At 69.8% G+C, this 23,405-nt stretch carries 21 protein-coding genes; 4 read left to right on the top strand and 17 right to left on the bottom strand.

Annotated elements, in window-relative coordinates; all coding sequences use genetic code 11:
* Positions 1-13: 13 nt before the first annotated feature.
* From folE to ACTWOL_RS27985, 16 genes are all read right to left on the bottom strand, one after another.
* Complete coding sequence (gene folE / locus ACTWOL_RS28060) at positions 14-547, bottom strand: GTP cyclohydrolase I (RefSeq protein ID WP_474299582.1); 534 nt, start codon at positions 545-547, stop codon at positions 14-16.
* A 448-nt stretch (positions 548-995) separates the two neighbouring features.
* The gene (locus ACTWOL_RS28055; protein WP_474299581.1) at positions 996-1,352 is read right to left on the bottom strand and encodes a hypothetical protein; all 357 of its coding nucleotides are present in this window, start codon (positions 1,350-1,352) and stop codon (positions 996-998) included.
* A gap of 133 nt (positions 1,353-1,485) precedes the next feature.
* The gene (locus tag ACTWOL_RS28050; protein ID WP_474299580.1) at positions 1,486-1,980 is read right to left on the bottom strand and encodes a thiamine pyrophosphate-dependent enzyme; all 495 of its coding nucleotides are present in this window, start codon (positions 1,978-1,980) and stop codon (positions 1,486-1,488) included.
* 86 nt (positions 1,981-2,066) lie between these two features.
* Complete coding sequence (locus ACTWOL_RS28045) at positions 2,067-2,576, bottom strand: thiamine pyrophosphate-binding protein (RefSeq protein WP_474299579.1); 510 nt, start codon at positions 2,574-2,576, stop codon at positions 2,067-2,069.
* Between the two features lie 9 nt (positions 2,577-2,585).
* On the bottom strand, positions 2,586-2,891 hold the full coding sequence (locus ACTWOL_RS28040; RefSeq protein WP_474299578.1) for a cupin domain-containing protein: 306 nt from the start codon (positions 2,889-2,891) through the stop codon (positions 2,586-2,588).
* Between the two features lie 570 nt (positions 2,892-3,461).
* Positions 3,462-3,941: a MarR family winged helix-turn-helix transcriptional regulator gene (locus ACTWOL_RS28035; protein ID WP_474299576.1), complete on the bottom strand. Its 480-nt coding sequence runs from the start codon at positions 3,939-3,941 to the stop codon at positions 3,462-3,464.
* A gap of 46 nt (positions 3,942-3,987) precedes the next feature.
* Positions 3,988-5,142, bottom strand: coding sequence for an XdhC family protein (locus ACTWOL_RS28030; protein WP_474299575.1), 1,155 nt, complete (start codon positions 5,140-5,142; stop codon positions 3,988-3,990).
* A 3-nt stretch (positions 5,143-5,145) separates the two neighbouring features.
* Positions 5,146-5,958: a maleate cis-trans isomerase family protein gene (locus ACTWOL_RS28025; protein WP_474299574.1), complete on the bottom strand. Its 813-nt coding sequence runs from the start codon at positions 5,956-5,958 to the stop codon at positions 5,146-5,148.
* Between the two features lie 69 nt (positions 5,959-6,027).
* Complete coding sequence (locus tag ACTWOL_RS28020; RefSeq protein WP_474299573.1) at positions 6,028-7,599, bottom strand: isochorismatase family protein; 1,572 nt, start codon at positions 7,597-7,599, stop codon at positions 6,028-6,030.
* Positions 7,596-8,252 carry an SRPBCC family protein gene (locus ACTWOL_RS28015; protein ID WP_474299572.1) on the bottom strand — a complete coding sequence of 219 codons (657 nt, stop codon included), beginning with the start codon at positions 8,250-8,252 and terminating at the stop codon, positions 7,596-7,598. The genes ACTWOL_RS28020 and ACTWOL_RS28015 overlap by 4 nt, the downstream gene beginning before the upstream one ends.
* Positions 8,243-8,791, bottom strand: a complete 549-nt coding sequence (locus ACTWOL_RS28010; protein WP_474299571.1) for a (2Fe-2S)-binding protein — start codon at positions 8,789-8,791, stop codon at positions 8,243-8,245. Before ACTWOL_RS28010 ends, ACTWOL_RS28015 begins: the two co-directional genes overlap by 10 nt.
* Complete coding sequence (locus tag ACTWOL_RS28005) at positions 8,788-11,160, bottom strand: xanthine dehydrogenase family protein molybdopterin-binding subunit (RefSeq protein ID WP_474299570.1); 2,373 nt, start codon at positions 11,158-11,160, stop codon at positions 8,788-8,790. The genes ACTWOL_RS28010 and ACTWOL_RS28005 overlap by 4 nt, the downstream gene beginning before the upstream one ends.
* A complete protein-coding gene (locus tag ACTWOL_RS28000) occupies positions 11,157-12,005 on the bottom strand; it encodes an FAD binding domain-containing protein (RefSeq protein ID WP_474299569.1) in 849 nt (282 codons plus the stop codon). Before ACTWOL_RS28000 ends, ACTWOL_RS28005 begins: the two co-directional genes overlap by 4 nt.
* Positions 12,006-12,062: 57 nt before the next feature.
* The gene (locus ACTWOL_RS27995; RefSeq protein WP_474299568.1) at positions 12,063-13,466 is read right to left on the bottom strand and encodes an MFS transporter; all 1,404 of its coding nucleotides are present in this window, start codon (positions 13,464-13,466) and stop codon (positions 12,063-12,065) included.
* Positions 13,467-13,551: 85 nt separating this feature from the next.
* Positions 13,552-14,820: an FAD-dependent monooxygenase gene (locus tag ACTWOL_RS27990; protein WP_474299567.1), complete on the bottom strand. Its 1,269-nt coding sequence runs from the start codon at positions 14,818-14,820 to the stop codon at positions 13,552-13,554.
* Positions 14,821-14,850: 30 nt separating this feature from the next.
* Positions 14,851-15,882: a 2,5-dihydroxypyridine 5,6-dioxygenase NicX family protein gene (locus ACTWOL_RS27985; RefSeq protein ID WP_474299566.1), complete on the bottom strand. Its 1,032-nt coding sequence runs from the start codon at positions 15,880-15,882 to the stop codon at positions 14,851-14,853.
* A gap of 904 nt (positions 15,883-16,786) precedes the next feature.
* On the opposite strand from ACTWOL_RS27985, the gene ACTWOL_RS27980 reads away from it, so the two are divergent.
* From ACTWOL_RS27980 to ACTWOL_RS27965, 4 genes are read left to right on the top strand one after another with little or no spacing between them, the layout of a single operon-like run.
* Positions 16,787-17,248, top strand: coding sequence for an effector-associated constant component EACC1 (locus ACTWOL_RS27980; protein WP_474299565.1), 462 nt, complete (start codon positions 16,787-16,789; stop codon positions 17,246-17,248).
* Positions 17,245-21,123, top strand: a complete 3,879-nt coding sequence (locus ACTWOL_RS27975; RefSeq protein WP_474299564.1) for a caspase, EACC1-associated type — start codon at positions 17,245-17,247, stop codon at positions 21,121-21,123. The genes ACTWOL_RS27980 and ACTWOL_RS27975 overlap by 4 nt, the downstream gene beginning before the upstream one ends.
* Before the next feature lie 40 nt (positions 21,124-21,163).
* Positions 21,164-21,448 (top strand): hypothetical protein, encoded by a 285-nt coding sequence (locus ACTWOL_RS27970; protein ID WP_474299563.1) that lies wholly within the window; start codon positions 21,164-21,166, stop codon positions 21,446-21,448.
* Positions 21,445-21,843, top strand: coding sequence for a hypothetical protein (locus ACTWOL_RS27965; protein WP_474299562.1), 399 nt, complete (start codon positions 21,445-21,447; stop codon positions 21,841-21,843). The genes ACTWOL_RS27970 and ACTWOL_RS27965 overlap by 4 nt, the downstream gene beginning before the upstream one ends.
* 158 nt (positions 21,844-22,001) lie before the next feature.
* Here ACTWOL_RS27965 and ACTWOL_RS27960 read toward each other — a convergent pair whose 3' ends face one another.
* Positions 22,002-23,324, bottom strand: a complete 1,323-nt coding sequence (locus tag ACTWOL_RS27960) for a class I SAM-dependent RNA methyltransferase (RefSeq protein ID WP_474299561.1) — start codon at positions 23,322-23,324, stop codon at positions 22,002-22,004.
* Positions 23,325-23,405 lie beyond the last annotated feature (81 nt).

Below are 23,405 nucleotides of genomic sequence, written 5' to 3'. Positions count from 1 at the left end.
ACCCCACGGCGCGTCAGTGCTGCCGACCGTAGGTCGTCAGCAGTTCGACATCGCCGGTCACATACGTCGTGTCGGTGACGGCGGTCTGGTCGGACGGGCCGCGGCTGCACATGCACATGTGCCGTCCACTCGACTCCACGCGTACGGCGCGAGCCCCGCCCGAGGACATGATCTCCTCGGCTATGTCCTTCACCAGGTGCTCCTGGATCTGGAACCGCTTGCTGAAGGCCTGTACCAAGCGCGGGAACTTGCCGAGCCCCAGAATGCGGTCCCCGGGGACGTAGGTGATGTCGACCTTGCCGTAGAAGGGCAGGAAGTGGTGGGCGCAGATCGAGTAGTAGTTGATGTCGTGTACGCGGACGACGCCCTGGTGTTCGCCCTTGACCTCGACGGTCGTCTTGAGGATCTTGGATGTGTCGATCTCGTAGCCGCTCAGCAACTGCTGGTAGGCACGGACGATGCGAGGCTCGCACTCGGGTTCGGTGTACCAGTCCAGGGCCCGCTTGTCCGTGGTGATGTTGTCCCGAAGCCACTCGGCGATCGTCATGTGTTCTCCGTTCTCGTCTCTCCAGCGAACTCGTTCGCCGGCGCCGCCGGGTCAGCTCCGGCGAAGTCTTCTTGTGGGGGGAGGCGGGGACCAGCCGCCGGCCTTTCTCAGCGGGGCGGCTCTCCACGTGCCGGGCGCGCAACGGCTCGCTCGGGAACGGTCGGTGCCCGCCGGGTGTACGGGCCCACACGCCTCCGTCGTTGAGGGCGCACTTTTCGAAGAGGCCGTCCCCGCGGTCTGGGCACTGTTCGAAATCCGGCGTCGACCACTGGGTGGGACCTCAGGAAGTCAAAGGGCAGCTGAGGCAACGCCAGTCCGAGCCTTGTGCGGTCGGGCAGTTCGAATAGTGCCTCGGGAGACACGACGGCTGCGCTGAACCGGTCACCTCTTTTCACTGGGTCGGCGAAGAAATGCCGTAAACGCGTTACGCCCTGCCGGGACCCCGGGGTCAGCACCGGGTAGCCAGTGATCTCCACCGTCGCCCCGTGCCGATACGGTCCCCGAACACCAACAGCGGACACTCGGCGAACTCCCCACGTTTGTACGGGATATCGAGCGGTCGGGATGCTCCTCTGTCAGTGCCTGCGAAGTTCACCGCCACGGGAGACCTGAAGCGCTGCGACAGTGCGTCGTCAACTCCGAAACCGAGCCCCCGATGGGGAATGCCGGCGACCGTCGTCGCATCGGATGCCAGGGCTTCGGGCACCGTCGGATCGGCCTCCGCTGCGGGATCGGGCGCGGTCGGCACCGCGGCGCCGAGCAACGAACGGTGCTGGTGGACCGATACGACCGGGTCGGTGAGCACGTCGCACGACCCTGCGGTCGAGCAGTGGAAGACCCGGGTCGGAGAGCCGGCGGAGTCCGAGCAGTGGCAGGCCGCGTCATTGCTGCGCAGGGGATACTCCACCGGGTGCTCCATCGACTCGATCGGGCAAGGTTCACGGTTTGAGCGCGGGCCGTCTCGGCGTTCTACCGATACGTTCGGCCAGCACTCTCTCCACCTGATACGAGGACTCGACACCGTCGATCGTTTTCAGCGCATCCGGCGCGGGTGCCGAATTGTTGACCGATGCGATGAGGACCGTGCCGGAAAGCGGTAGCACATCCGGTATCTGGTGCGGCGCTTCGATGAGGACCGACTTCAATCCGACGGCGCCGAAGAGTGAATTCCAGTCCAAAGCCGCCTCACGGCTGGGCAAACCACCACCGGACTCGTAGAGGCGATTGTCGATGATGGCCAGAGTGTAGTTGTCGAGTTTTGGTAATTGGTCACCCAATGCGGTGAGCACTGACAGATTCATGAGGAAACTGCCGTCCGTGTCAACGCCGACCACCGATAGTGGGGCCGCCGCCATGGCCATTCCCAAGGAGATCGCGGTGACATCACCCATGGTGTCGGTGAAGAGGGTATCGGTGGGACGAAGCGCATACATGACCTCGCTTGTCCGACCGAGTGGTGCAACCGACACCGAGTCCGCAGGGAGTCTGGCATACAGGGCTTCGAGGAACTCGGCGGTTTCTATTGCGCACTCCTCAATTCTGCCGTCAAGCCTGCGTTGGCCACCAGTGCCACGCTCCGCTGTCCTGTATCGAGCGTCGCATAAGCCTTGTGGAGGTATTCAGCCAGCTCGCCGCAAGAATTGACTTCCGCGGTTACGAGGGACAGCATCGCCGTGTGCTGGTGCATCGTTTCCTCATGCGGTATGCCCCACCAGTTCGGTTCGCCGAAGGCTCCGCGCCGGGATATCAGCAGTGCGGTGTGCAGCCGATGGCTCATGGTCAGGCGCGCCAGGGTCTCGCACGCCCGGCGCAGCCCCGAGTTCTCCATCACCACCAACGAGCGAGCGCCGGCCAGTCGGGCGCCGGCCGCCAGGCCGACCGCCGTGGCCTCGTCGTTTACTTGAACGTAGCGGATCTCGCGCCGCGACGCCGCCTCCCGGCACAGTGGTGCCAGGAGCGAGTCAGGCACCGCGTAAACGATCTCCACGCCAGACTCGACGAGGGCCTCGTACGCCGCGACAACCGACATGGGGAAGCCTCATTTGGTGGTGGCCAGTAGCTCTACGATGATGTTCGAGTAGTGGGCGTCCCCGATATTCCGCAGCAAGTGCGGCTGCCCGGCTTCGTGGTAAACGGCGTCACCGATTTTGTCGTTTCCGACGTAACTGGTGCCGTCCTGATTCACGGTCTCCGCCCGGCCGCTTTCCGTGGCGACATAGACGTAATCACAGGGATGCTGGTGGATAATCGTCTGCTCCCCCGGATCCAACTCCAGGACCCACACCCTGACGCGGTCATCCGAGTAAACGAGTTTGGTGCCGACCTGCTCGATATGCTCATGCATTTTGCACTCCGGTCCGTTCTGCCAGCCACCACTGGTGGCTTATTTCGCGTGACCGAAATCCATGGGTCCGAACGCCACCGGATCACGGCCGAGACGAGACTCTAGATGGATCTTCAATCAACAGCAACAGGCTGGAATCCCCCTTACTCGTAATGAGCCAACCTGCGGCGGTCTCGCTCGGCCACGGTGCCGGCCCGGAAGATGGATGTTTCAGCCCACCGGACTCGCTTCTGGCCAGTGATCCTTTAGCGTTCGCCCATAGTTCGAGGTCATCGGAACCATGGCTGTGCGGCAGCTGCATGACATGACCGAAATCAAGCACTGGGGATCCCTGGGCCTTGTTGTCCCCAGCCCAGTAGGTGTCCCATGAAATAAGTCAGAATGCGCTCGTGCGACTCATGAGGAGCGCCTGGTTTATCGACGTCGCGTTCGGGGAATGGCGACGAAATCGGCGCTGTCGGAAACCCGGTGGGAAGCATGTGCCCACCCCTGGGACGACCTGTTGCCGGGAGGCTGGAGCGAGCGGCCCTGAACACAGCGGCTCGCACCCGACGGCCGGCATATGAGCGGCTACGAGCCCTTCGCCAGCCTCTCCCAGCGATCGGCGAGCCCCTGCAGCATGGCCTTGAACGGTGCACGCTCGGCCTCGTCCAAGGACTCCAGGAGGACCTTGTCGAGCATCCGGGCGCGGTCATTGGCCTCCCGCAGAGCCTCACTGCCCGCGTCCGTGAGGTGAAGCAGTTTGCGGCGGCCGTCTGCGGCATCGGGACGGCGGGCGAGCAGGCCGCGGTTCTCCAGCCTGCGGGCCACGTCCGCCATGGTGGACGTGTCCAGGGACACGACTGCGGCCATGGAGCGCTGGTCGCGACCCGGATTGGCTTCGACCGCCTGCAGTACCGCGAACTGGGGACCGGTCAGCACCGGATCCACCTCGCGCGCCCACACAGCGAGATACGCCTGGTAGAGACGGCGTACTTGATAGCCGGGAGCGGCGATCAGAGCAGCGGGTATCTCCGGCATGGTCTCGGCTGGCGGGGTCCTGTCGGTCATGGGCCTACTTAAACACGCACGGCCTGCGCCGGGCATGGCTGCCCGGTCAGAAACCGGACCCGGGGTGGATCGGCCCCGTCCGGTCGGCCAGCCGGAGCCCGCTGCCCACACCCTTCAGAGCGATGATCTCGGCCGCGATGGACACGGCGGTCTCCTCCGGGGTCCGGGCGCCCAGGTCCAGGCCGATCGGGCTGGACAGCCGTTTCAGCTCGGGCTCGGTCACCCCCGCCTCGACCAGTCTGTTGCACCGGTCCTGGTGGGTGCGCCGGGAGCCCATCGCGCCGATGTAGCCGACATCGGGCAGGCGCAACGCGACCCGCAGGAGGGGTACGTCGAACTTGTGGTCGTGAGTGAGGACGCAGATGACGGTGCGTCCGTCGATCCTCCCGGCACCCGCCTCGGCCTTCAGGTAGCGGTGCGGCCACTCCACGACGATCTCGTCCGCGCCGGGCAACCGCGCGGCGGTGGCGAATACCGGGCGCGCATCGCACACCGTGACCCGATAGCCGAGGAACGAGCCCGTGCGAGCCAGAGCGGCCGCGAAGTCGATCGCACCGAAGATGATCATCCGGGGTGGCGGTGCGAAGGTCTCGACGAACACGTCCGACCCGTCGGCCGACACCTCCGGGGCTTCGCCACCCTCGTTACGGCACGGCCCGTCCGCGCCGTAGCGCAGTACAGCGGTCCGGCCGGCGTCGAGCAGACCACGGGCGTCCTGGCTCAGAAGGCTGTCCAGCCGGTTCGAGCCGGTCCCGCCCGCCACCCGTTCCGGCCACACGACCAGACGGCGGCCGAGGCGTTCCGGAGGGCCGGTGATCACGGTTGCGACGGCGACCGGTGTTCCGGCCCGCACGGTCTCTGCCACCTCCCCCAGCTGCGGGAACGTCTTCAGGTCGATCCTCTCCACGAAGACGTCGAGCGTGCCGCCGCAGGTCAGCCCGACCGTGAAGGCATCCGCGTCGGACACCCCATAGCGCTGGAGCTCCGGACGCGCCCCCGAGAGCACCTCCTGGCCCAGGTCGTAGACCGCGCTTTCGACGCAGCCGCCCGAAACGCTGCCGACCGGCTCGCCGCCGGGGCCGATCAGCATCGCTGCCCCCGGCGGACGGGGAGCGGAGTGATGTGTCGCCACAACGGTGGCCAGCGCCGACGCCCTGCCTTCGGCCCACCAGGACAGCAGCGGATCCAGAACGTCACGCATGAGTCACTCCTCTCGGTACCGGTGGATCCTGGACTGCTCGTGCCCTGAGCCGATCGCGGGGCCGGCCGCCCGTCCGCTGAGCAGGCTTCCGGCGTCGGGCACGACGGGCGGCAGACCGAGCTCCGTCAGGATGCGGAACGCCGTTGAGGTGGCCGCCGACAGCACGGGCAGCCCCGCCGCGTCCTCCACCGGCTGGATCGATGCGAGGGACGGCATCTGGACGCACGCCGACAGCACCAGGGCGTCGGCCCGGCGCAGGTCGAGGCGCCGCCAGTGCTCACGCAGATCGGCGGGGTCGAGACGGGCGACCGCCAGGTTGTCGGGCACTTCGAGGCTGAACGCGTCGACCACCTCGGTGCCGGCGTCCTCGATGTAGTCGACGACCCGGGCGGTCAGGTCCTTCATATAGGGCGTGATGATGGCGACTCGGCCGGCGCCGAGAGCACTGATGCCGCTGAGCAGGGCACCGGCGCTGGAGACCACCGGCGCCGTGGCGCCTTCGGCACGCAGCGCGGAGGTGATCTCGGCCTCCGCCACGCAGTGATGGCCCGGCCCCTGGGCCATGATGGCGACCAGGCAGGCGGTGGCGACGACGTCCGGCCGGGCGTCGGCGAGTTCGAGGGCGGCGCGCTCGGTCTGCGCGTTCATTCCGCGCAGTTCCTCGGGGGTGACGTGCTTCATCCGCATCCTGCTGCTGTGGAACACGAAACGGTCGTCGGGCTCGACGGCCTCGCGGGCGTTCAGCATCCGCGGCAGTTCGGTTTCCATCGTCAGGTTGGAGCTGGGCACGATCAGGCCGATGTGATGGTCCGTCATGGGGTGGGTTCTCCGGTTGAATGTACGGTGGCCGACGCCGGACGTGGCCGGCCGTGGGGCGTGGACGGGCTACTGCGGGCGAGGCTGGGAAAGGATGGCGCTCAGGGCCGTACGCAGGGCGGTGAGAGCGGTCGCCGGGGCGTCCCAGAAGATCATGTGCCCGGCTCCGGGGATCCGGTGCAGCGGTGCCGCCGGGTTGCTCTCGGCGACCTCCCGCGCCCCCTCGTCGGTGACGACGGGGCTGTCGGCGCCGTACAGCAGGTGTACGGGCCCGGGGACTTGCGGCCACCAGTCGAAGAATTCCTCGTGCTCGAAGCCGTGGTGCGTGGCAACGATGGCCTCCGCCGCGCAGCTGGACAGCCAGCGCGCCCGCAGTTCCTGCTCACGCCGCGGCCAGGTGGGCCAGGAGACGGCCACCTCGTCGGCGTCCGTGCCGCGCCGGGCCTCGGACAGCTGTCGCAGGAAGGCGTCACGACCCGTGGGGTACGGTCCGCGGCCCGGACCGCTCAGCGGTGGATCGGCCAGCACTGCCCCCTGGAGGGGTACCTTGGCCCGCACCGCCACGGCGGCCGCGATCCGCGCGCCCATGGAATGGCCGAGCAGCAACGGCCGGTCGAGTCCCAGGCCCGTGACGAGGGCTTCGGTGTCCTCCACGTACTCCTCCAGCCCATAGGCCTCGCCGTCGTCCGACAGTCCCCGGCCGCGGACGTCCAGCACCACGGGCCTGACCAGATCGGTCAGTTCGCGGGCGACGAAGTCCATGGTGATCGCGGGACTGGTGATGCCTGGGAGGACGACGAGCGGGGGCAGGTCGCCGCCGTAGTCGAGGGCGTGGAGCCGTAGGCCGCCGGAGCGGACCCACCGGCTGGTGGCGGGCACATCGGCGAGGTCGGCGAGCCCGGTCTGCAGGACCGATCGCGGGGGCACGGAATTCCTCCTCGAGAGCGTGCGCGGAGCGGCGTGCTGGGCGGCACGCGGGGCGGTCGGCGCCGGCGGGTTGCCGAGGTAGCGGACGGCGTCGGCGAGGCTGATGACGTCGCCGTACTTGGCCTGGATGTCGAAGAGCGCCGCCTCTGCCGGTCCTTCGGCGCGGTCACCCACACAGGCCCGGGGTACCAGGACCGAGAAGCCGGACTGGACGGCGTCGACGGCGGTCGCCCGTACGCAGCCGCTGGTGGTGGCGCCGCACACCACGACGGTGTCGCAGCCGAGTCCGGTCAGGGTGGCGGCGAGGTGGGTTCCGAAGAACGCGGAAGCGCCCTTCTTCACCACCAGCACGTCGTGTCCGGGCCGCATGGGCAGCCGGGGGTCGACGGCCACCGCGTCGCTGCCCTCGACGAGTTCGCGGAGCCCCGGGGCCTTGCGCAGCCAGGTGATCGAATCGCCGGATGCCTCGGCTTCGGTGTAGGCGATGGCGGTGAAGATCACCGGCACGTCGGCCGGGCGTCCCGCCTCGATCAGGCACGTGGTCGCGGCCACGACTTCGGTCAGGTCGGCTCCCGAGGGATACGAGTCCTCGGTGAAGCCCCGCGTCAGGTCCACCACGACGATCGCCGGGCGGCTCCCGCGCCGGACCGGGGCGCCGAAGCCGGCCTTCGTGTACGTCCGGTCGGTGCCGGCACCGTAGAGTCCCCCGGTCATCGGCGCCTGCCCAGGAGCCAGCCCTGGGAGAACCCGAACAGGAAGGCGGCGGCGACCGGCCCGTACTTCTTCAGCAGCGGGCCGGCCACCATGGAGAGTCCGTTCAGCTCGGCGGAGGGCGAGGGAGCCGGGACGGCGGACACCCCAGGGGCCGCGCCGGCGAAAGTCGTGGACGCGCCGGGGGCGGCGGTCGGGGTCGCCGCGCCGCCCTGGGCGAGGAGGAGGTTTCCGAGGTTCTGGGCGAACTGCTGGAGGATCCGGTCCGAGACGGTGGCGATGGCGCCCTTGCCGAACTGGGCGACCTTGCCGCGGATCACCAGATCGGTGGTGAGGCTCAGCTGTGCGCCTTCCGGTGCGGGGAGCACCTCCAGACGGACCTCGGCCTCGGCGTCGCCGCTGCCGTGCGTGTCGGCGCCCCTGGCGTGGACACGCAGGTACCGCTTCTCGGCGTCGACCTCCAGGAAGCGCACACTACCGGCGTAGGCGGCCGTGATCGGGCCCACCTTGACCTTGACGGCGCCGCGCCAGGCGTCGCCGTCACGGCCCTCGAGAGCAGCGCCCGGCATACAGGACGCCACTCTTTGCACGTCGCTGATCAGGGCGAACACCGCCTCGGGCGCGGCTTTGACGGGAACGGTGTTGATCAGTTGCATGGTGTCTCCTCGGTGTCCACGGCTCGCTGGGCCCGCTGGGCACGCCGGGCGCTCGCGCAGGCGTCGATCGCCTCGACGATGGTCTGGTAGCCGGTGCACCGGCACAGATTCGAGGCGACGACCTCCCGGATCTCCTCCTTGCTCGCCTCGGGCCGCTCCTCGAGGAAGCCCTGGGCGAGCATCAGGAAGCCGGGGGTGCAGAATCCGCACTGCAGGCCGTGGTTTTCGGTGAAGGCTCGCTGCAGATCGCCGAGTTCGCCGGTGCGGGGGTCGGCGAGAGACTCGACGGTGGTGATCCGCGCTCCCTCCGCCTGTGCGGCGAACATCAGGCAGGCCCTCACGGGGAGCCCGTCGACGAGCACGGTGCAGGCTCCGCAGATGCCGTGCTCGCAGCCGACGTGGGTACCGGTCAGCCGCAGCTGGTGGCGGAGCACGTCCACCAGGGTGTGGCGCGGCGCGGTAATCACCTCGTGCGACGTGCCGTTGACTTCGAGGGTGATGAGCTGGACGTCGTCACCCAGGCCGCTCGTGTCGTTCATGGTGTCTGCTCCCTTGCGGGTGAGGTCAGGGCACGGTGAACCGTCTCCGGTGTGATGGGGGTGTTGTCGAGTTCGACACCGGTGGCACGCAGCGCGTCGTTGACGGCGTTGAGCACGGCGGCCGGGGCCCCGATGGTGCCGCCCTCCCCGGCCCCCTTGGCACCGGTCTCGGTGAAGGCGCACGGGGTTTCCAGGTGGTGGATGGTGACGTCGGGGATCTCGTGGGCGGTGGGGACCTTGTAGTCCATGAAGCTGGTCGCCGACGGCTCGCCTTGCGCGTCGTACGTGATCTGCTCGAAGAGCGCTCCGGCGATGCCCTGGGCGATGCCGCCGCGGCACTGACCCTCTACGACCTGCGGGTGGATCGCCACACCGCAGTCCTCGACGCAGACATAGGCGAGAATCTCCACCTGGCCGGTGCCCTCGTGCAGTTCGACGACGGCTCCGTGGGTGGCGTTGGAGAAGGTGCCGTCGGTGTCGACGTCGAAGGCAGCGGTGGCGGTGAGGCCGGGCTCGATGTCCTTGGGCAGAAGATGGGACTTGAGGTAGGCGGTGTCGGCCAGGTGCTCGTAGCTGAGCTCCATGTCCGGTTCGTCGCGGCGGCGGACCCGGCCCCGGTCCAGTTCCGTCTCCTCCAGGGGGACGCCCCACTCGGCGGCGGCGATGGCGCGGAGCTTGTCGCCGAGCTTGGCCGCCGCCAGGCGTACGGCGCTGCCGCCGATCGTGATCGAGCGGCTGGCGAATGTGCCCCAGCCGTAGGTGATGCGGTCGGTGTCGCCCTGGTGGAGTCTGACCTTGGCGATGTCGACGGCCAGTGCGTCGGCGACGATCTGCGCCATGGTCGTCTCGTGGCTCTGCCCGTGGCTCATGGTTCCGGTGGTGACGGTGACCGCGCCGCTGGTGTCCATCCGGACCTCGGAGAGGTCGAAGCCCGGCACGACGTCCATCTTGCGCGCGGCGAAGGTGGTGGAGCCGTAGCCGGTGCGCTCGCTGAAGCAGCTGTAGCCGATCCCGATGTGCCGTCCCTCGGCCCTGGCGGCGGCCTGCCGCTTGTACCAGCCCGCCTCCTTCAGTGACTGCTCGCAGAGGTTGAGGGACTCCAGGTATGAACCGGGGTCGTAGGTGATGTTGTTGACACCGGTGTACGGGAACTCGGTGATGACGTTGCGCCGCCGGATCTCCACCGGATCCAGGTTCAGTTCGCGGGCCGCGCGTTCCATCAGCCGCTCCACGACCATCACGTACTGCGGGCGGCTCACGCCCCGGTAGGGGGCGGTGGGCGCCTTGTTGGTCGCGATCGCCCGGCCGCGCACCCGGTAGGCGGGGACCTTGTAGACGCCCGGCATCTCGCCGGCGGCCATGAGGGGCTCGATGCCGGCCGTGAAGGGGTAGCAGGAGTAAGCGCCCATGTCACACACCACATCCGCGTCGAGGCCGAGGATCCGTCCGTCGGCGTCGAAGGCCGCTCGTGCGGTGTAGTGCTGTTCGCGGGCGAGGAAGGACGCGGACAAAGCGTCCTTGCGGTCCTCGATCCACTTGACGGGCCGGCGGAGCCGCAGTGCGGCCGCTGCGGCGGCGATCTCCTCACGGCCGACGACGCATTTGAGGCCGAAGCCGCCGCCCATGTCCGGGACGATCACGCGCACCGCGCGCTCGTCGAGCCGCAGACGGCGCGAGGCGACGGTGCGCACCTGGTGCGGGATCTGGGTGCAGGTGTGCAGGACGAGCTGTTCCTCCCGGTCGTCCCATGCCGCGACAGCGCCGCGGGTCTCCATCGGCAGCGCGTTCTGCCGGCCGGTCCGCGCGTCCACGCGGACGACACAGGCAGCGTTGTCGAAGATCTCGTCGATTCCTTCGGTGGCGAACAGCGACACGTCCACCAGGGTGTTGCGCTCGGCCTCCTCATGCACCAGCGCGGCTCCGGGAGCGAGGGCCTGTTCCTCGCTCATGACCGGCGGGAGCGACTCGTACGACACCTTGGCCGCCTCCAGGCCGTCCTCGGCCGCGTACGGGTCGCGGGCGACGACCACGGCGATGGGCTCGCCGACGTAACGGACCCGGTCGTGGGCGAGGACAGGCATGGCGGTCGGCACGAACTCGCTGAGCGGACGGTCGAGTTGGGCCGTGATTTCGCCGAGCTCGAGATCGGCGGCGGAGAACGCCGCGACAACGCCCGGCACTTGGCGGACCTCTGTGAGGTCGACCGCGGTGATCAGGCCGTGAGCGACCGTGCTGCGGACGAACTGCGCGTGCAGCATGCCGGGCAGTTCGATGTCGTCGACGAAACGGCCGTGCCCGGTCAGCAGCCGGGGATCCTCGCGGCGGGCCACTGACCTGCCGACCAGCCGGTCGTCCTTGACGGACTTCATCGGGACATCGCCTCCTCGCAGGCGCGTTCGACCAGGGTGCGGATGAGGTGCTTGCGGTATCGAGTGCTGCCGTTCGCGTCGCCCGGCGGGTCCACGGCGGCCGATGCCGCTTCCGCGCAGTCGCGGAAGGAGCCACCGGCGGCCAGCACCGCCTCCGCCTCCGGGACCCGCACCGGCATCGCGGCCACACCGCCGAGGGCGACCCGGCCGCCGTGGACGGCCCGGCCGTCGGTGTCCAGGTCGACGGCGGCCGACACGATGGCGAAGTCCCCGCGGCGCTCGGCGAACTCGGTGAGCGCCGCGTGGGGCGCGGGACGCGGGAAGACGATCTCGACAAGGATCTCGTCGGGGTCCAGGGCGGTCGTGTAGTAGCCGAAGAAGAACTCCCGGCCGTGAATCCGGCGTTGTCCGCGCGGACTGCGAGCCGTGAACTCGGCGTCCAGCAGTACGGCGAGCAGACACCACTCGGCGGTCGAGTCGCCGTGGGCCATGCTGCCGCCGACCGTGCCGCGGGTGCGGATCGGCAGATGGCCGATCCACGCCATGGCGTCACGGATGACGCCGAAGCCCGCCCCCAGCCGGTCCGGAGGGGCGCTCTCCACCGTGTGGTGGGTGGTGAGTGCCCCGATACGCAGCTCGCCGCCGGTGCCGACACCGATGTGGTCGAGCTCACGCAGCCCACCGATGTCGACCAGGTGGGCCGGACGGGCCAGCCGGAAGTTCATCATCGCGACCAGGCTCTGGCCGCCGGCGATGACCTTGGCATCGTCACCCAGCTCGGCGAGGAGCGCCGTGGCGCCCTCGACGTCGCGCGCCCGGTGGTAGCGGAAGGGAGCGGGCTTCATGTCTCTCCTGTCTTACGGAGTGCGGCGGCAGATGACCCCGGTCAGGGAGGGCGAACCTCAGAGCACCACCTGACCCGGTACCGCTGCCGGGGCCGGCAGGACCTGCGGAGCTTCATCGGCGCTGTCGTCCAGTGCCCGCCCCTTGGTCTCGGGAGCCGCGACCGCCATCCAGACGACGGACACCAACACGGCCAGGGTCAGCACCGCGAAGGTCAGCGGCAGCCCCAGCAGCGGCCACATCACCGAGCCGAACAGCAGCGGGGCGAAGCCGGTCAGCACCCGGCTGAAGGAAGACGCCCAGCCGAAGCCGCTGGCTCGCAGCAACGTCGGATACAACTCGGACACGTAGGCGTACATCGCGGGAATGGTCAGCTGAATCAGGAAACCGAAGACGCCGATGGCCACGACGGATCCGGTCGGCATGTCCATCAGCACGGCGAACGCCACCAGCGCGAGCCCGGCGAGCGGCGCCGTGACACCGATGAGCCACTTCCGGCCCACCGCGTCGACCAGCGCGGTGGACACCAGGACGGCAATGATGCCGACGCCGCTCATCAGCGTGGTGCTCATGAAGGCGACCCTGTCGCCGAGGCCCTGTGCCTTGAGAATGGACGGCATCCAGCTCAGCGCCGCGTAGTACACCAGCATGACGGTGGCGAACATCAGCCAGGCGGCGGAGGTGATGCGCGCGCTGAACTTCCATATGCCGCGCAGCTGCTCGAGCGCGGCCCGGAGACCCTTCGCTCCGGCGTCGTCGACCGGGGCGGGGATGACATACGACTCGACCGGCGCTCCGGTGCGGGCCACCAGGTCGTCGATGACGACGCGTGCCTCGGTCTCCCTGCCCTTCTTGCTGAGGTAGACCGGCGACTCGGGGACGCCGCGGCGCACCCAGAACAGCAGCAGCGCCGGGATGCTCATGGTGGTGAGCATCCATCGCCAGTTGTCGTCGAGCGTCAGCATGGCCGTCGACACCAGTCCGCACAGCGTCACACCGACGGGCCACCACACGTCCAGGGCGGTCAGGATGCGCCCGCGGTACTTCCTCGGGGAGAACTCCGCCACCAGGGCGTAGTCGACGGGGATACATCCGCCGAGCCCGACGCCGGCCAGGAAGCGCAGGGCCAGGAAGAGGGGGTAGTTCGGGGCGAGGGCGCCGAGCACCGAGAACAGCGCGAAGATCAGCAGCGTGATGCTGAACGCCTTCTTCCGGCCGATGCGGTCGGCAACCGCGCCCCAGGCCACTGCGCCCACGGCCATGCCGATCAGATTGGCTGTGGCCACGAGGCCGCGCTCGGGGAGCGTGAGTTCGAAGTGCTCACCCACCAGCGGCATGAGGAAGCCGTTGAGGGCGATGTCGTAGGCGTCGAACAGGTAGCCGAGGCCGCCGATGATGAAGATCTTGCCTTGAACTCCCCATCTCCAGGGAAGTTCCTGAACAATCTGGTCGCCTGTTTTCACGTTCACTCCACGGGTGTTCGAGAGGGACGCGCCCGCACGGTGCGGACACCAGGGTGGGCAGAGTGGGGGGGTTGGCGCGGTTCGGTCAGCGGGCGAAGCGGTAGTCGTAGGCGCCCAGGTCCGGGTCGTTGAGCGGTGTGCCGCTCCACAACCAGTGGTAGGAGACGTCGGACTCGCCGTCGAATCCGCGCCTGAGCAGTTCGTCCCGGCCCTCCTGCTGGGGGCCGTCCGGGTAGTGGTAGAAGTCCTTGTTCTGCAGAGACGCGTCCTGGACCATGCCGGCGTGCTTGGCGCGCCGGTCGACGTAGCGGCGCAGCGCGGTGCCGACGCCGGCGGCGGCGACACGGCCGAGTTCCTCGGCGAGAACGGCCGCGTCCTCCATGGCCTGCGAGGCGCCCTGAGCCTGGTAGGGAAGCATGGCGTGGCAGGCGTCGCCCAGGAGGGCCACATGGCCGTCCACCCAGATCGGGTCGCGGCGGCGGTAGTGGAGAGCGAAGGCCAGAACGTCGTCCTTGGCCTTGGACAGAATCGCCGAAACACGGTCGTCCCAGTCCGAGTACGCGTTGACGAGATCGTCGGTGGTGGCGGTGACGACTCGCTCCTCGGCAACGTCGGTGCAGGGGACGCAGCCGACGATGTTGAGGTACTCACCGCCGCGGATCATGTAGTGGACGAGGTGCCGGCCGGGGCCGTACCAGATGGTGCTCTGGAAACGGTCCATCAGGAAACGGGTCGCCGGGTCCGCGGCGATGAGGTCGCCGGGGATCAGGGCCCGGAAGGCCATCTCCCCGGAGAACTCCAGGGTGTCCGGCAGGCCCATGAGGTCGCGGACGCGGGAGCGGATGCCGTCGGCGCCGATCAGTACGTCGGCTTCGAAGCGCCGGCCGTCCTCGGTCACCGCGACCGGGCGGCGGGGGTTGCCGCGGTCCAGTGCCGTGACCCGGCTCGCCGTGCGCAGTTCGACGACCGGTCCGGGACCGGCCGGGTCGATGCACGCGTCCGTGAGGACCTGGTGCAGGTCTGCGCGGTGGTAGTGCCAGTACGGCGCGTTGTAGCGCTGCTTGCAGACGTCGCCGAGCTGGGTCAGCCCGACGATGCTGCCGTCCTTCCACCTGCGCCGCACCTGTTCCTGGGGCTCGGTGCGGACGGCCTCCAGCTGCTTGCGCAGCCCCAGCCCGAGCAGGATCCGGCTCGCGTTCGGCGCGGTCTGGATGCCCGCGCCGATCTCGCCGAACTGCGGTGCCTGCTCCAGCACGGTGACCCGCAGGCCCCGGTGCCTCAGCGACAGCGCGGCGGTCATCCCACCGAGCCCGCCTCCGACGATGACGGCTTCGAATGATTGGGTAGATGCCATGTGTTCTCCGGGTGCGTGCCGCAGGCGGTATCAGTAGTCGACGAGTCGGCCGACGGTGACGACCTCCTGGTCGTCGACGGAGATGGAGCAGCCGCGCATGGCGATGTCGAGATGCGCGTACGACTCACGGCCGAGCACGGGGTGCGGACCGGTGGACCACAGGAAGTTCCCGGCAAACGCCCGCGCGTCCATGCCCATCAGCTCTTCCTTGCCGTACAGGGCGGTGGCGAACCAGTCCGCGGTCCGCATCAGGCCCCAGCCCATGTGGGACAGACTGCGCGCCCACTCGTCGTTCGCGTCCTCGAAGAACGTGTTCAGGAGCTGGGCCTCGGCCCCGCCGGACACCTTCTCGATGTGCCCGCCCGCGATCTGCAGGGTGACCGGCTGACGCACGTACTCCTTGAACGGCAGCAGGACGTCGCCCTCGGCCAGCACGATCCGGCCGTCGGAAAGCTGCGGCCAGCACAGCACCATGGTGCTCGGCCAGTGGTCCCAACGTCCGGGGTCGTCGGCGAATCCCACCTGGAACTCCGGCTTGGATCCCGGAAGTTCGACGACGAGGTCGGTGCCGGCCTCGGAGGTCACCCGCATCACGGACGCGCTCTTCAGCAGCTCCACGCCCTTGAGGACCTCCGCCTTGTCCTGCTCCTTGGGCAGGTTGCGGATGAGGACGTCCGGGGCGTCACAGACGAAGAGAATGCGGGTGCCCGTCCGCAGGATCTCCTGCTGCAGGGGGGCGTGGATGAAGCCCTCCCGCGTGAGGTCCACGACCAGGTCGGCCCCCTTGAGCAGCTCCTGCGCGGTGGAGTCGTTCAGCACCGCGCTCAGCCCGGGCCCGGCGCCGGTGCGGGTGCTGTCCGCGGGAGACGGGTTGCCGCCGGGGACGGTGGCGGCGATGACGTGCGCGCCGCACGCCTTCGCCGCACCGAAGGCGGCCGCCACGTAGTCACCGCGGCTGGTCGGCTCGGACAGGACGACGACGTGCTCGTCAGGCCTGAGCTTGCACAACTTCAGCTCCCGGGTGAACGCGTCGAGCAGATCAACGGAGGTGAGGTCGAGCATGTCTCGCTCCTAAGCGATGGAAGAGGTGAGAGACGGTGGCCGCACGGCCTGAGCATGCGACCGCAAGCATGGATCCAGCCATGCCGGTTGATGCCGACGCCCGGGGTTGCAGTGCTCCGGAACGCCGCTGACGTAATTAATCCGAGCACGTACGATCTCGATCCGGCAAGAGGTCGGAACCGGAATTGATGCCTCATCCACATGTGACGTGCGTCACATGTTGACGCTGTGTGGGCCTGGCCTGGAGCTTTATGCATGTCGATCCCAGGCCCTCGGGTGTCATATGCAGCCGGGCACTGAATGCAGGAGGCACGGAACCTTGCGCGCCGGGAGCCATGCGTGCTCGGATCTCCTTCATCCGCATCCGGACCATGCACCCGGGGCGACGCTCGATGGCCGATTCCCGACGGTGCACGCCGCCTCTGACGAATGGGTCGCTCTCCCCCGCCGGTTACCGCGCCGAAGGCGGCACGGGCACGGACTACCTGCCGAGATCACCGACACCCGGACCGGGCGGGTCTGCCACTGCTCACCCACCACGACGCACCGGCGACGCGGAGTCGGGGCGCCCGGTAGGGCCGCATGCACGGAGCCGGCCGTTTCGAGCCAATGACCAGCAGGTTTTCGGAAATTGGCGCGTCTACCGCCAGGGATCTTCGGTACGCTCCCCGGTCCGTGTGCCCGTCACACGGGAGATCTGGGGCCTTTCGTTTGGATCAGGCCGGATCAGTGAGCGGGGCCTGTTGCTGTGGATCGCAAGGCGGAGGAGGGAGTCGACGCGGTGGGGGTACCTCCCAGCGCGAGCTGGGGGACGTCGGCGACTGACGACAACGCGGCGAGGCATGGCAACAGGGCACGCGATCCCGGCAAGATCCAAACGAAAGGCCCTAGGGGGACGAAGAACGTGAGCACCACCACCGACCCGGCCGCCGCCGGCCACCGCATCGCCATCGTCGACGAGGACCCGCTGCGCGCCCGGCGCGAAGCGCGCGAGCTGCTCACCGCCCTCGCCGATGCCGATCCGCAGGCCGCGCTCGACCTCCCACGCCCCGGGCCCGAGGACGAGACCTTCAAAGGCGGCTCGGTCACCGACCTGATCGGGCTGGTATTCAGCGGGGGCTCATTCATCGCCGCCGCCATCCAGGTCTGGTTGGCCCGCATACCCCAGCGGACCATCGTCATCACCCGAGCCGACGGGGCGACGCTCCGCGTGTCCGGCAAGGAGGCCCGCGCCGACAGCGAGCTCATCGACCGGTTCCTTGCCGGCGGTACGACCGACGCCCGGGACGAGGACCGGAACGGGGACGGGAACGGGGACGGGAACGAGGACGAGGACGGCAGCGAAGCGGGGCCGGGCGCGCAGTGAGCGACAACGACCGGTACGCCATGCTCATCGGCGTATCCACGTACGACAGCGACCGCTACCACAACCTGCCGCCGGTCCGGGCCGACCTGCACTACATGCGGGCGGTGCTGGAGAGCACCGAGATCGGCATGTACAACGACTGCGCGATGGTCGCCGAGCCGACGCGCGCCGAAATGCTGTACGCCGTCGAGCAGTTCCTGGAGGAGCGGCAGTCCAGCGAGACGGCGCTGCTCTACTTCAGCGGGCACGGCCAGTTCTGCGAGGCGGACGGGCAGCTGTACTTCCTGACCCGGGACGCCGACCCGGACGACCTGCCGGGCACGGCGGTCCCGGCCCAGTTCCTGGAGCGGATGCTCCAGTCCTGCCGGGCCGCGTCCAAGCTGGTGCTGCTGGACTGCTGCTCCAGCGGGTCCGTCGTTCAGGGGTGGACGGCCAAGGGCGGTACGGACTCCGGCGAACGGTCCGCGCCCAGTACGCTGCTGCACCCGACCGGCGTGTACTTCATCACCGCCTCCGACGCTCTCCAGGAGGCGTCCGCGATGGCTCCGGAAGGGTCTTCCCTCGGCACCTCCCGGTTCACCGGGGAGATCGTGGAAGGCCTGCGGAGCGGACGGATCAAGGAGGGCGGCTGGATCACCCCGGACGACCTCTTCGAGTACCTGACCGCGCAAATGGTGATCAAGGGCGTCCCCGAGGAACAGCGGCCGACCAAGTCCACGATCCGGGCCACCCGTTCACTGCCCTTCGCCCGCTCGGTCGCTCGACCGGTCCGCCTTCCCGACGCGCCGCGCGACGCCCCCCGGGCCGCCGCTCGGTCCGCAGGCTCCCCCGCCCTGCTGAAAGCGCGGCAACTGGTCGCCCACGACGCCGGAGAGGGCATCGACCCGCAGCGGCTGCTGCGGTACTACGCGCACTGCCTCGGCGCCCAGGCGGCGTCCGGCATGCTGCCCGATCGCGACGTCGGCCGGGGATCGGCGTACTTCCTGCTGGGCCAGGGCCCGGAGACGATCCAGTCCGGGCTCGGGCATTCCTTCCCCGCCCCCGGGCAGTTGCCCAAGCCGAAGAGCACCGGTGCGCGGGCCGACGGGGCCGGGCTCCAGGAGTACTGGTACGGGTATCCCGCGATCACCCTTCCCGAACGTGGGGAAGGCCGTCGGCGGGCAGCGGTGCGGATCGCGCCGCTGCTGATCCAGCCGATGGACCTCACCCCGGACGAGAACGGTCGCGACCTGCTGCGTCCGAGCGGGGTCCCGTCCCTGCACACCGGTGTGATCAGCGAGCTGCTGTCCGACGACGAGACTGCCGAGCTGCTGGCCCGCTGGCAGCCGAGCTGGCAGGAGGGCAACGGCACCCAGATGGTCAAGGCGGTGCGGGAGCTCCTGACCGAGCTCGGTGTTCCGGAGCTGGAGCCCCTCGACCTCTCCTCGCTCAGCGAGCGGTCCGTGATGGACTCGTTGCGACCCGGCGCCCACAACGCCGCCGTACTGCTGGCGCCCTCCGGCATGGAGCGGGTCGCGACCGAGGGCCTGGTCGACAACTTGCTCCAGATGTCCACGCGCGCCGGTCAGATCACGGGTACCGCGCTGGACGCCCTCCTCACCGGCGGCGACCGCGATGACGGGACGGGTCCTGACGCCGCGGCCGCGACGGTGGTCTCCCCCGGCCCGTGCAACGAGAGCCAGGAGCAGGTGATCTCCTCGGCGATGACCCGTCGGCTCACCGTCGCGACCGGCCCGCCCGGTACCGGCAAGAGCGAGGTGGTGACGGCCGTGGTCGCGACCGCCGTCGCCGCCGGGCAGTCCGTGCTCGTCGCGTCCACGAACAACGAGGCCGTCAACGTGGTGGCCGAACGGTGCGACGAGATCTCGCCCGGCCTGCTCATGCGGACCGGAAACGTGGAAGCCCGGGAAAGGGAGGCCGAGAAGCTGGCCGGGCTGCTGGCCGAGCCGGTCGCGGCCCCGGATCGGGGTGCCGCGACCGTGGCCGGTGAGCTGCGCAGCCGCCACGCGCGTACGGCCGCGCACCGGGCGGAGGCGGCAGGGCGGATCGTCGAGGAGGCGCGTCTGCTGGAGTTGGTCCGTGAGAGGGCCCGGCGGGCGGACGGGCTCGCGCTGCCCGTACGCCTGCTGGAGAGCGTCTGGGCGGCGGAGGAGCCGACTGCGCTCGCCCGCTGGGAGGACCGCGCCCGCAGGGCCGCCGGAGCCGGATGGCCGACCTTCGGCGGGTGGCGCCGCGGGCGCGCTCTTGCCGCCCTCGTGAGTTCGTCCGGCGGCGGATCCGGGGCGTGGCCGGCCTGGGCCTCGGAGCACCCGGCCTCGCCCGAGCTGCTTCGCGACCTCGCGGAGACCCTGGCCGTGGAGCGGGCTCTGCGGGAGCTCGTACCGGCACATCTGGCCTGGGACGAGGACGCGCTGAAGCAGGCCCGGCTGGAGAGCGCCGCCGCGTCCTCCGCGGTGGCGGGGGAGCTGGCGCAGTCCGTGGCCGCCGAGGCCATGGTGCGGGGCCGCTCGCTGATGAACCAGCGGCTCCAGGCGCTGCGCCGGCGCTCGGGCTTCCAGAAGAGCCAGCGCAACCTGATGACGCACCTGAAGGCGTGGGCCATCAGTACGCACTCGGTGCGCCAGCTCGAACTCACCCCGAAACTCTTCGACCTCGTGGTGATCGACGAGGCGAGCCAGTGCTCGATCCCGTCGGTGCTGCCACTGCTGTTCCGGGCGAAGCGGGCGCTGATCATCGGCGACCCGATGCAGCTCGGGCACATTCCCGGGATCAGTCCGGAGCAGGAGCGGCAGGCCCGGGTGCGGGCGGGCCTGACTGCCGCGCAGCTGGAGGACCACCGGCTCACCTACCACGTGTACGCCTCGTACCACGCGGCGGCGCAGCACGGTGAGGCGGCGTTGCTGCTCGACGAGCACTACCGGTGCCATCCGCAGATCGCGGGCGTGGTCAACGGCTACTGCTACGCGGGCCAGTTGCAGGTCCTCACCGACGTCCGCAGGCAGGTCCCGCCGGTCGATCCGGCGGGGGCGGCCGATCCGGCTCCGGTGCTCGGCTGGGTGGACGTGCCGTACGGCGAGTCCGCGGCCGGCAGCGGCGGCCGGTCCTGGCGCAACCAGGCCGAGGCGGAGCAGGTGCGGCGGACGGTGGACGAGTTGCTGGCACGGCTGCCCGAGGACGCCACGGTCGGGGTGGTGACGCCCTTCCGCGCGCAGAAGGAGGCGCTGGCCAGGGTGTGGGCCGGTGACGACCGTGTCCGGGTCGGTACGGTGCACGCGTTCCAGGGCGGTCAGCGCGACGTCATGGTCCTGAGCCCGGTGGCCACGGGCAACACCCCGCCGAAGACGACGCACTGGGTGTCGAGCCAGGTCAACCTCTGGAACGTCGCGGTCACCCGGGCGAAGTCGCAGCTGATCACCGTGGGGAGCCATCGCTTCTGGCAGGGTCAGGCGGGGCTGCCGGCCGTGCTCTCGGAGCGCTCGACGGTGCTGCGCGCGGAGGCCTCCGCAGACCGGGAGACGATCGCCGGTCCCCCGGCCTCGCCCGGATTCCGCGAAGAGCTCGCCGACCGGCTGCAGGACTATCTCGGTGCCCGTGGCATCACCGACCTGGAACGCTCGGCGGTGGTCGGCGGGCACACGGTGGACCTGCTGTTCACGGTCGACGGGGAGAACACGGCGGTGCTCATCGACACGGGCCCCCTGCCGGGGCAGGACCCCGCCCGCCATCTGCGGCTCATCCACGCACGCGGTGACCTGCTGATCGGGCTGCCCTCCGGCGGCCGGGGGGCCAAGCCCGCGCCGGTGGCCCGGGCGGTGCGGCTGCCGGCCTGGCGGGTGCCGGCCGGACAGGCGACGCTGGATCCCCTCTTCGCCTGACGATCTCGCCGTATGGCATTCCAAATGCCATACTCGTGCCATGGCTGACGAAGACACCGACTTCCCTCCCGGCGACGGCCCCAGCAGCGGTATCTCCGTCTCCCTGACCGCCGGCACTCTCCAAGCGATCCGCGAGCGGGTCGGCAAGCGCGGCGTGTCCGCCTACCTGGAGAGGGCCGCGCAACGGCAGATCGAGCGCGACAACCTGGACGAGCTGATCGCCGACTTCGACAAGACCCACGGCCCTGCCGACCCGGAGGCCGTGGCCGCCAAGCGGGCCAGGCTCACCGGCGGCACCTCTTCCGGAACCGGGGCGGCCGCGTGAGCGGCGCGCTCATCGTGGACAGCGAGGGTCTGGCCAAGGCCGTACAGCGCGACCGCGAGGTTCACGAGTGGCTCACCGCCGCCCGCGAAGCCGACCTTCCGGTGATCACTTCGGCCGCCGTACTCGTCGAGGTGATACACCCCCGGATCAACGACGCCGCCCTCAAGTGGACGCTGTCCCGGCTGCGGGTCGAGCCCGTCACCCAGGCCCTCGCCCAGTTCGCCGCCGCACTGCTGCGCACGGCCGGCCTGCACGGCCACAAGTACGCCATCGACGCCATGCTCTGCGCCACCGCCGTCGCCCAGCCGGGCCGCGTCACCATCCTGACGTCCGACGTCGAGGACATCACCATGCTCACCGCCGACCACCCCCGTGTGACCGCCGAGAAGGTCTGATCCGCGTCGCCCTGGCCTCTCATCCCGGAGCCGTCCGGGACGGGGAAGCCGGTGGTTCAGCGGGGGCCGGGCCGGTGCTCGGTGATCAGCGGGCGGCGAGCAGGCCCGAGGCGGGGTGAGCACTGCGGCCGCGATGACGGTGGCGTCCAGCCCGCGCCTTACTTCGCCGGCTCCAGAATCGCCACGCACTCCACGTGATGCGTCATCGGAAACAGGTCGAACGCCCGCAGCGTCCGCACCCTGTACCCGTTCTCCCCGAAGTATGCCAAGTCCCGCGCCAGCGCCGCCGGGTCGCATGCCACGTACGCGATACGGCGGGCGCCGAGGCCCGAGATGTACTCGACGGTGGAGCGGCCCGCGCCCGCGCGCGGGGGGTCGAGGACGACGAGGTCGGCCTCGGTGATGCCGGTGCGGGGCAGGGCGGACTCGACCTTGCCCTGTTCGATGCGGACCCGGGGCAGGTCCTGGAGGTTGTGGCGGGCGTCCTCGACCGCGCGCTTGCCCGACTCGATGCCGAGCACCGCGCCCTTCTCGCCCACGCGCTGGCCGATCGCGCCCGCGAACAGGCCGACGCCGCAGTAGAGATCGAGCGCCATGTCGCCCTTGCGGGGCAACAGGCCCTGCATCACGGCCTCGACGAGGGTCTGGGCCGCCTTCGGGTGGACCTGCCAGAAGCCGCCCATACCGACGCGGTAGGTGCGGTCGTCGGCGCGTTCGCGGACGAAGGGGCGGCCGTGGACGCGGTGGACACTGCCGTCCTTTTCGTGGATCCGCAGGACCGAGACCGGCTTGTCCAGCTCCACCAGCGGCAGCCGGGCGCCGGGACGCGGGGTGAGGACCACCTGCCGGTCGGAGGACCCGGTCGCGGCGATGGCCTCGATCGATGCCATGCCTTCCCAGGTGCGCTTCTCGATGCCGAGTTCGCTCACGCCCGGTGCGGCGATCATGCAGTGCTCGACCGGCTCGACGTCGTGGGAGCGGTGGCGGCGCAGACCCGCTTTTCCGGAGGTGGCGTCGACGGCGTACTGGACCCGGGTGCGCCAGGCGGGCACCTCGCCGGGGGGCAGCTTGTCACCCTCCGCCGGCATGACGGTGCCGTCCCAGCCGGCCTCTTCGGGAGTGAGGCCCGCGAGCCGCTTCAGCTGCTCCGCGATGACTTCGCCCTTGAGACGGCGCTGGGCGCCGGGCTTGGCGTGCTGCCAGTCGCAGCCGCCGCACTTGCCGGGGCCGGCGTACGGGCAGGGCGCCTCGACGCGGTCCTTGGACGCCTCGAGGACACGGACCGCGTCCGCACGCAGATAGCGGGAGCTCTCCTCGCCCTCGGTGACACGGGCCACGACCTTCTCGCCGGGCAGCGCGTGGCGGACGAACAGCACCCGGCCCCCGTCGGTGCGGGCGATGCAGTGCCCGCCGTGCGCGACGGGGCCGACCTCGACCTCGTACTCCTCCCCGACGAGCGAAGACTCAGGTGCGTTCTGCATGACGGGGACGGCTCCAGGGATACGAGAGGGGGCTGTCGTCCGTGCGCGGACGACAGCCCCCCAGTCTACGTGGGCGCGCGG

It is taken from the genome of Micromonospora sp. IBHARD003 (genome assembly GCF_056106285.1).
This window is presented reverse-complemented; position numbering and strand designations above follow the sequence as displayed.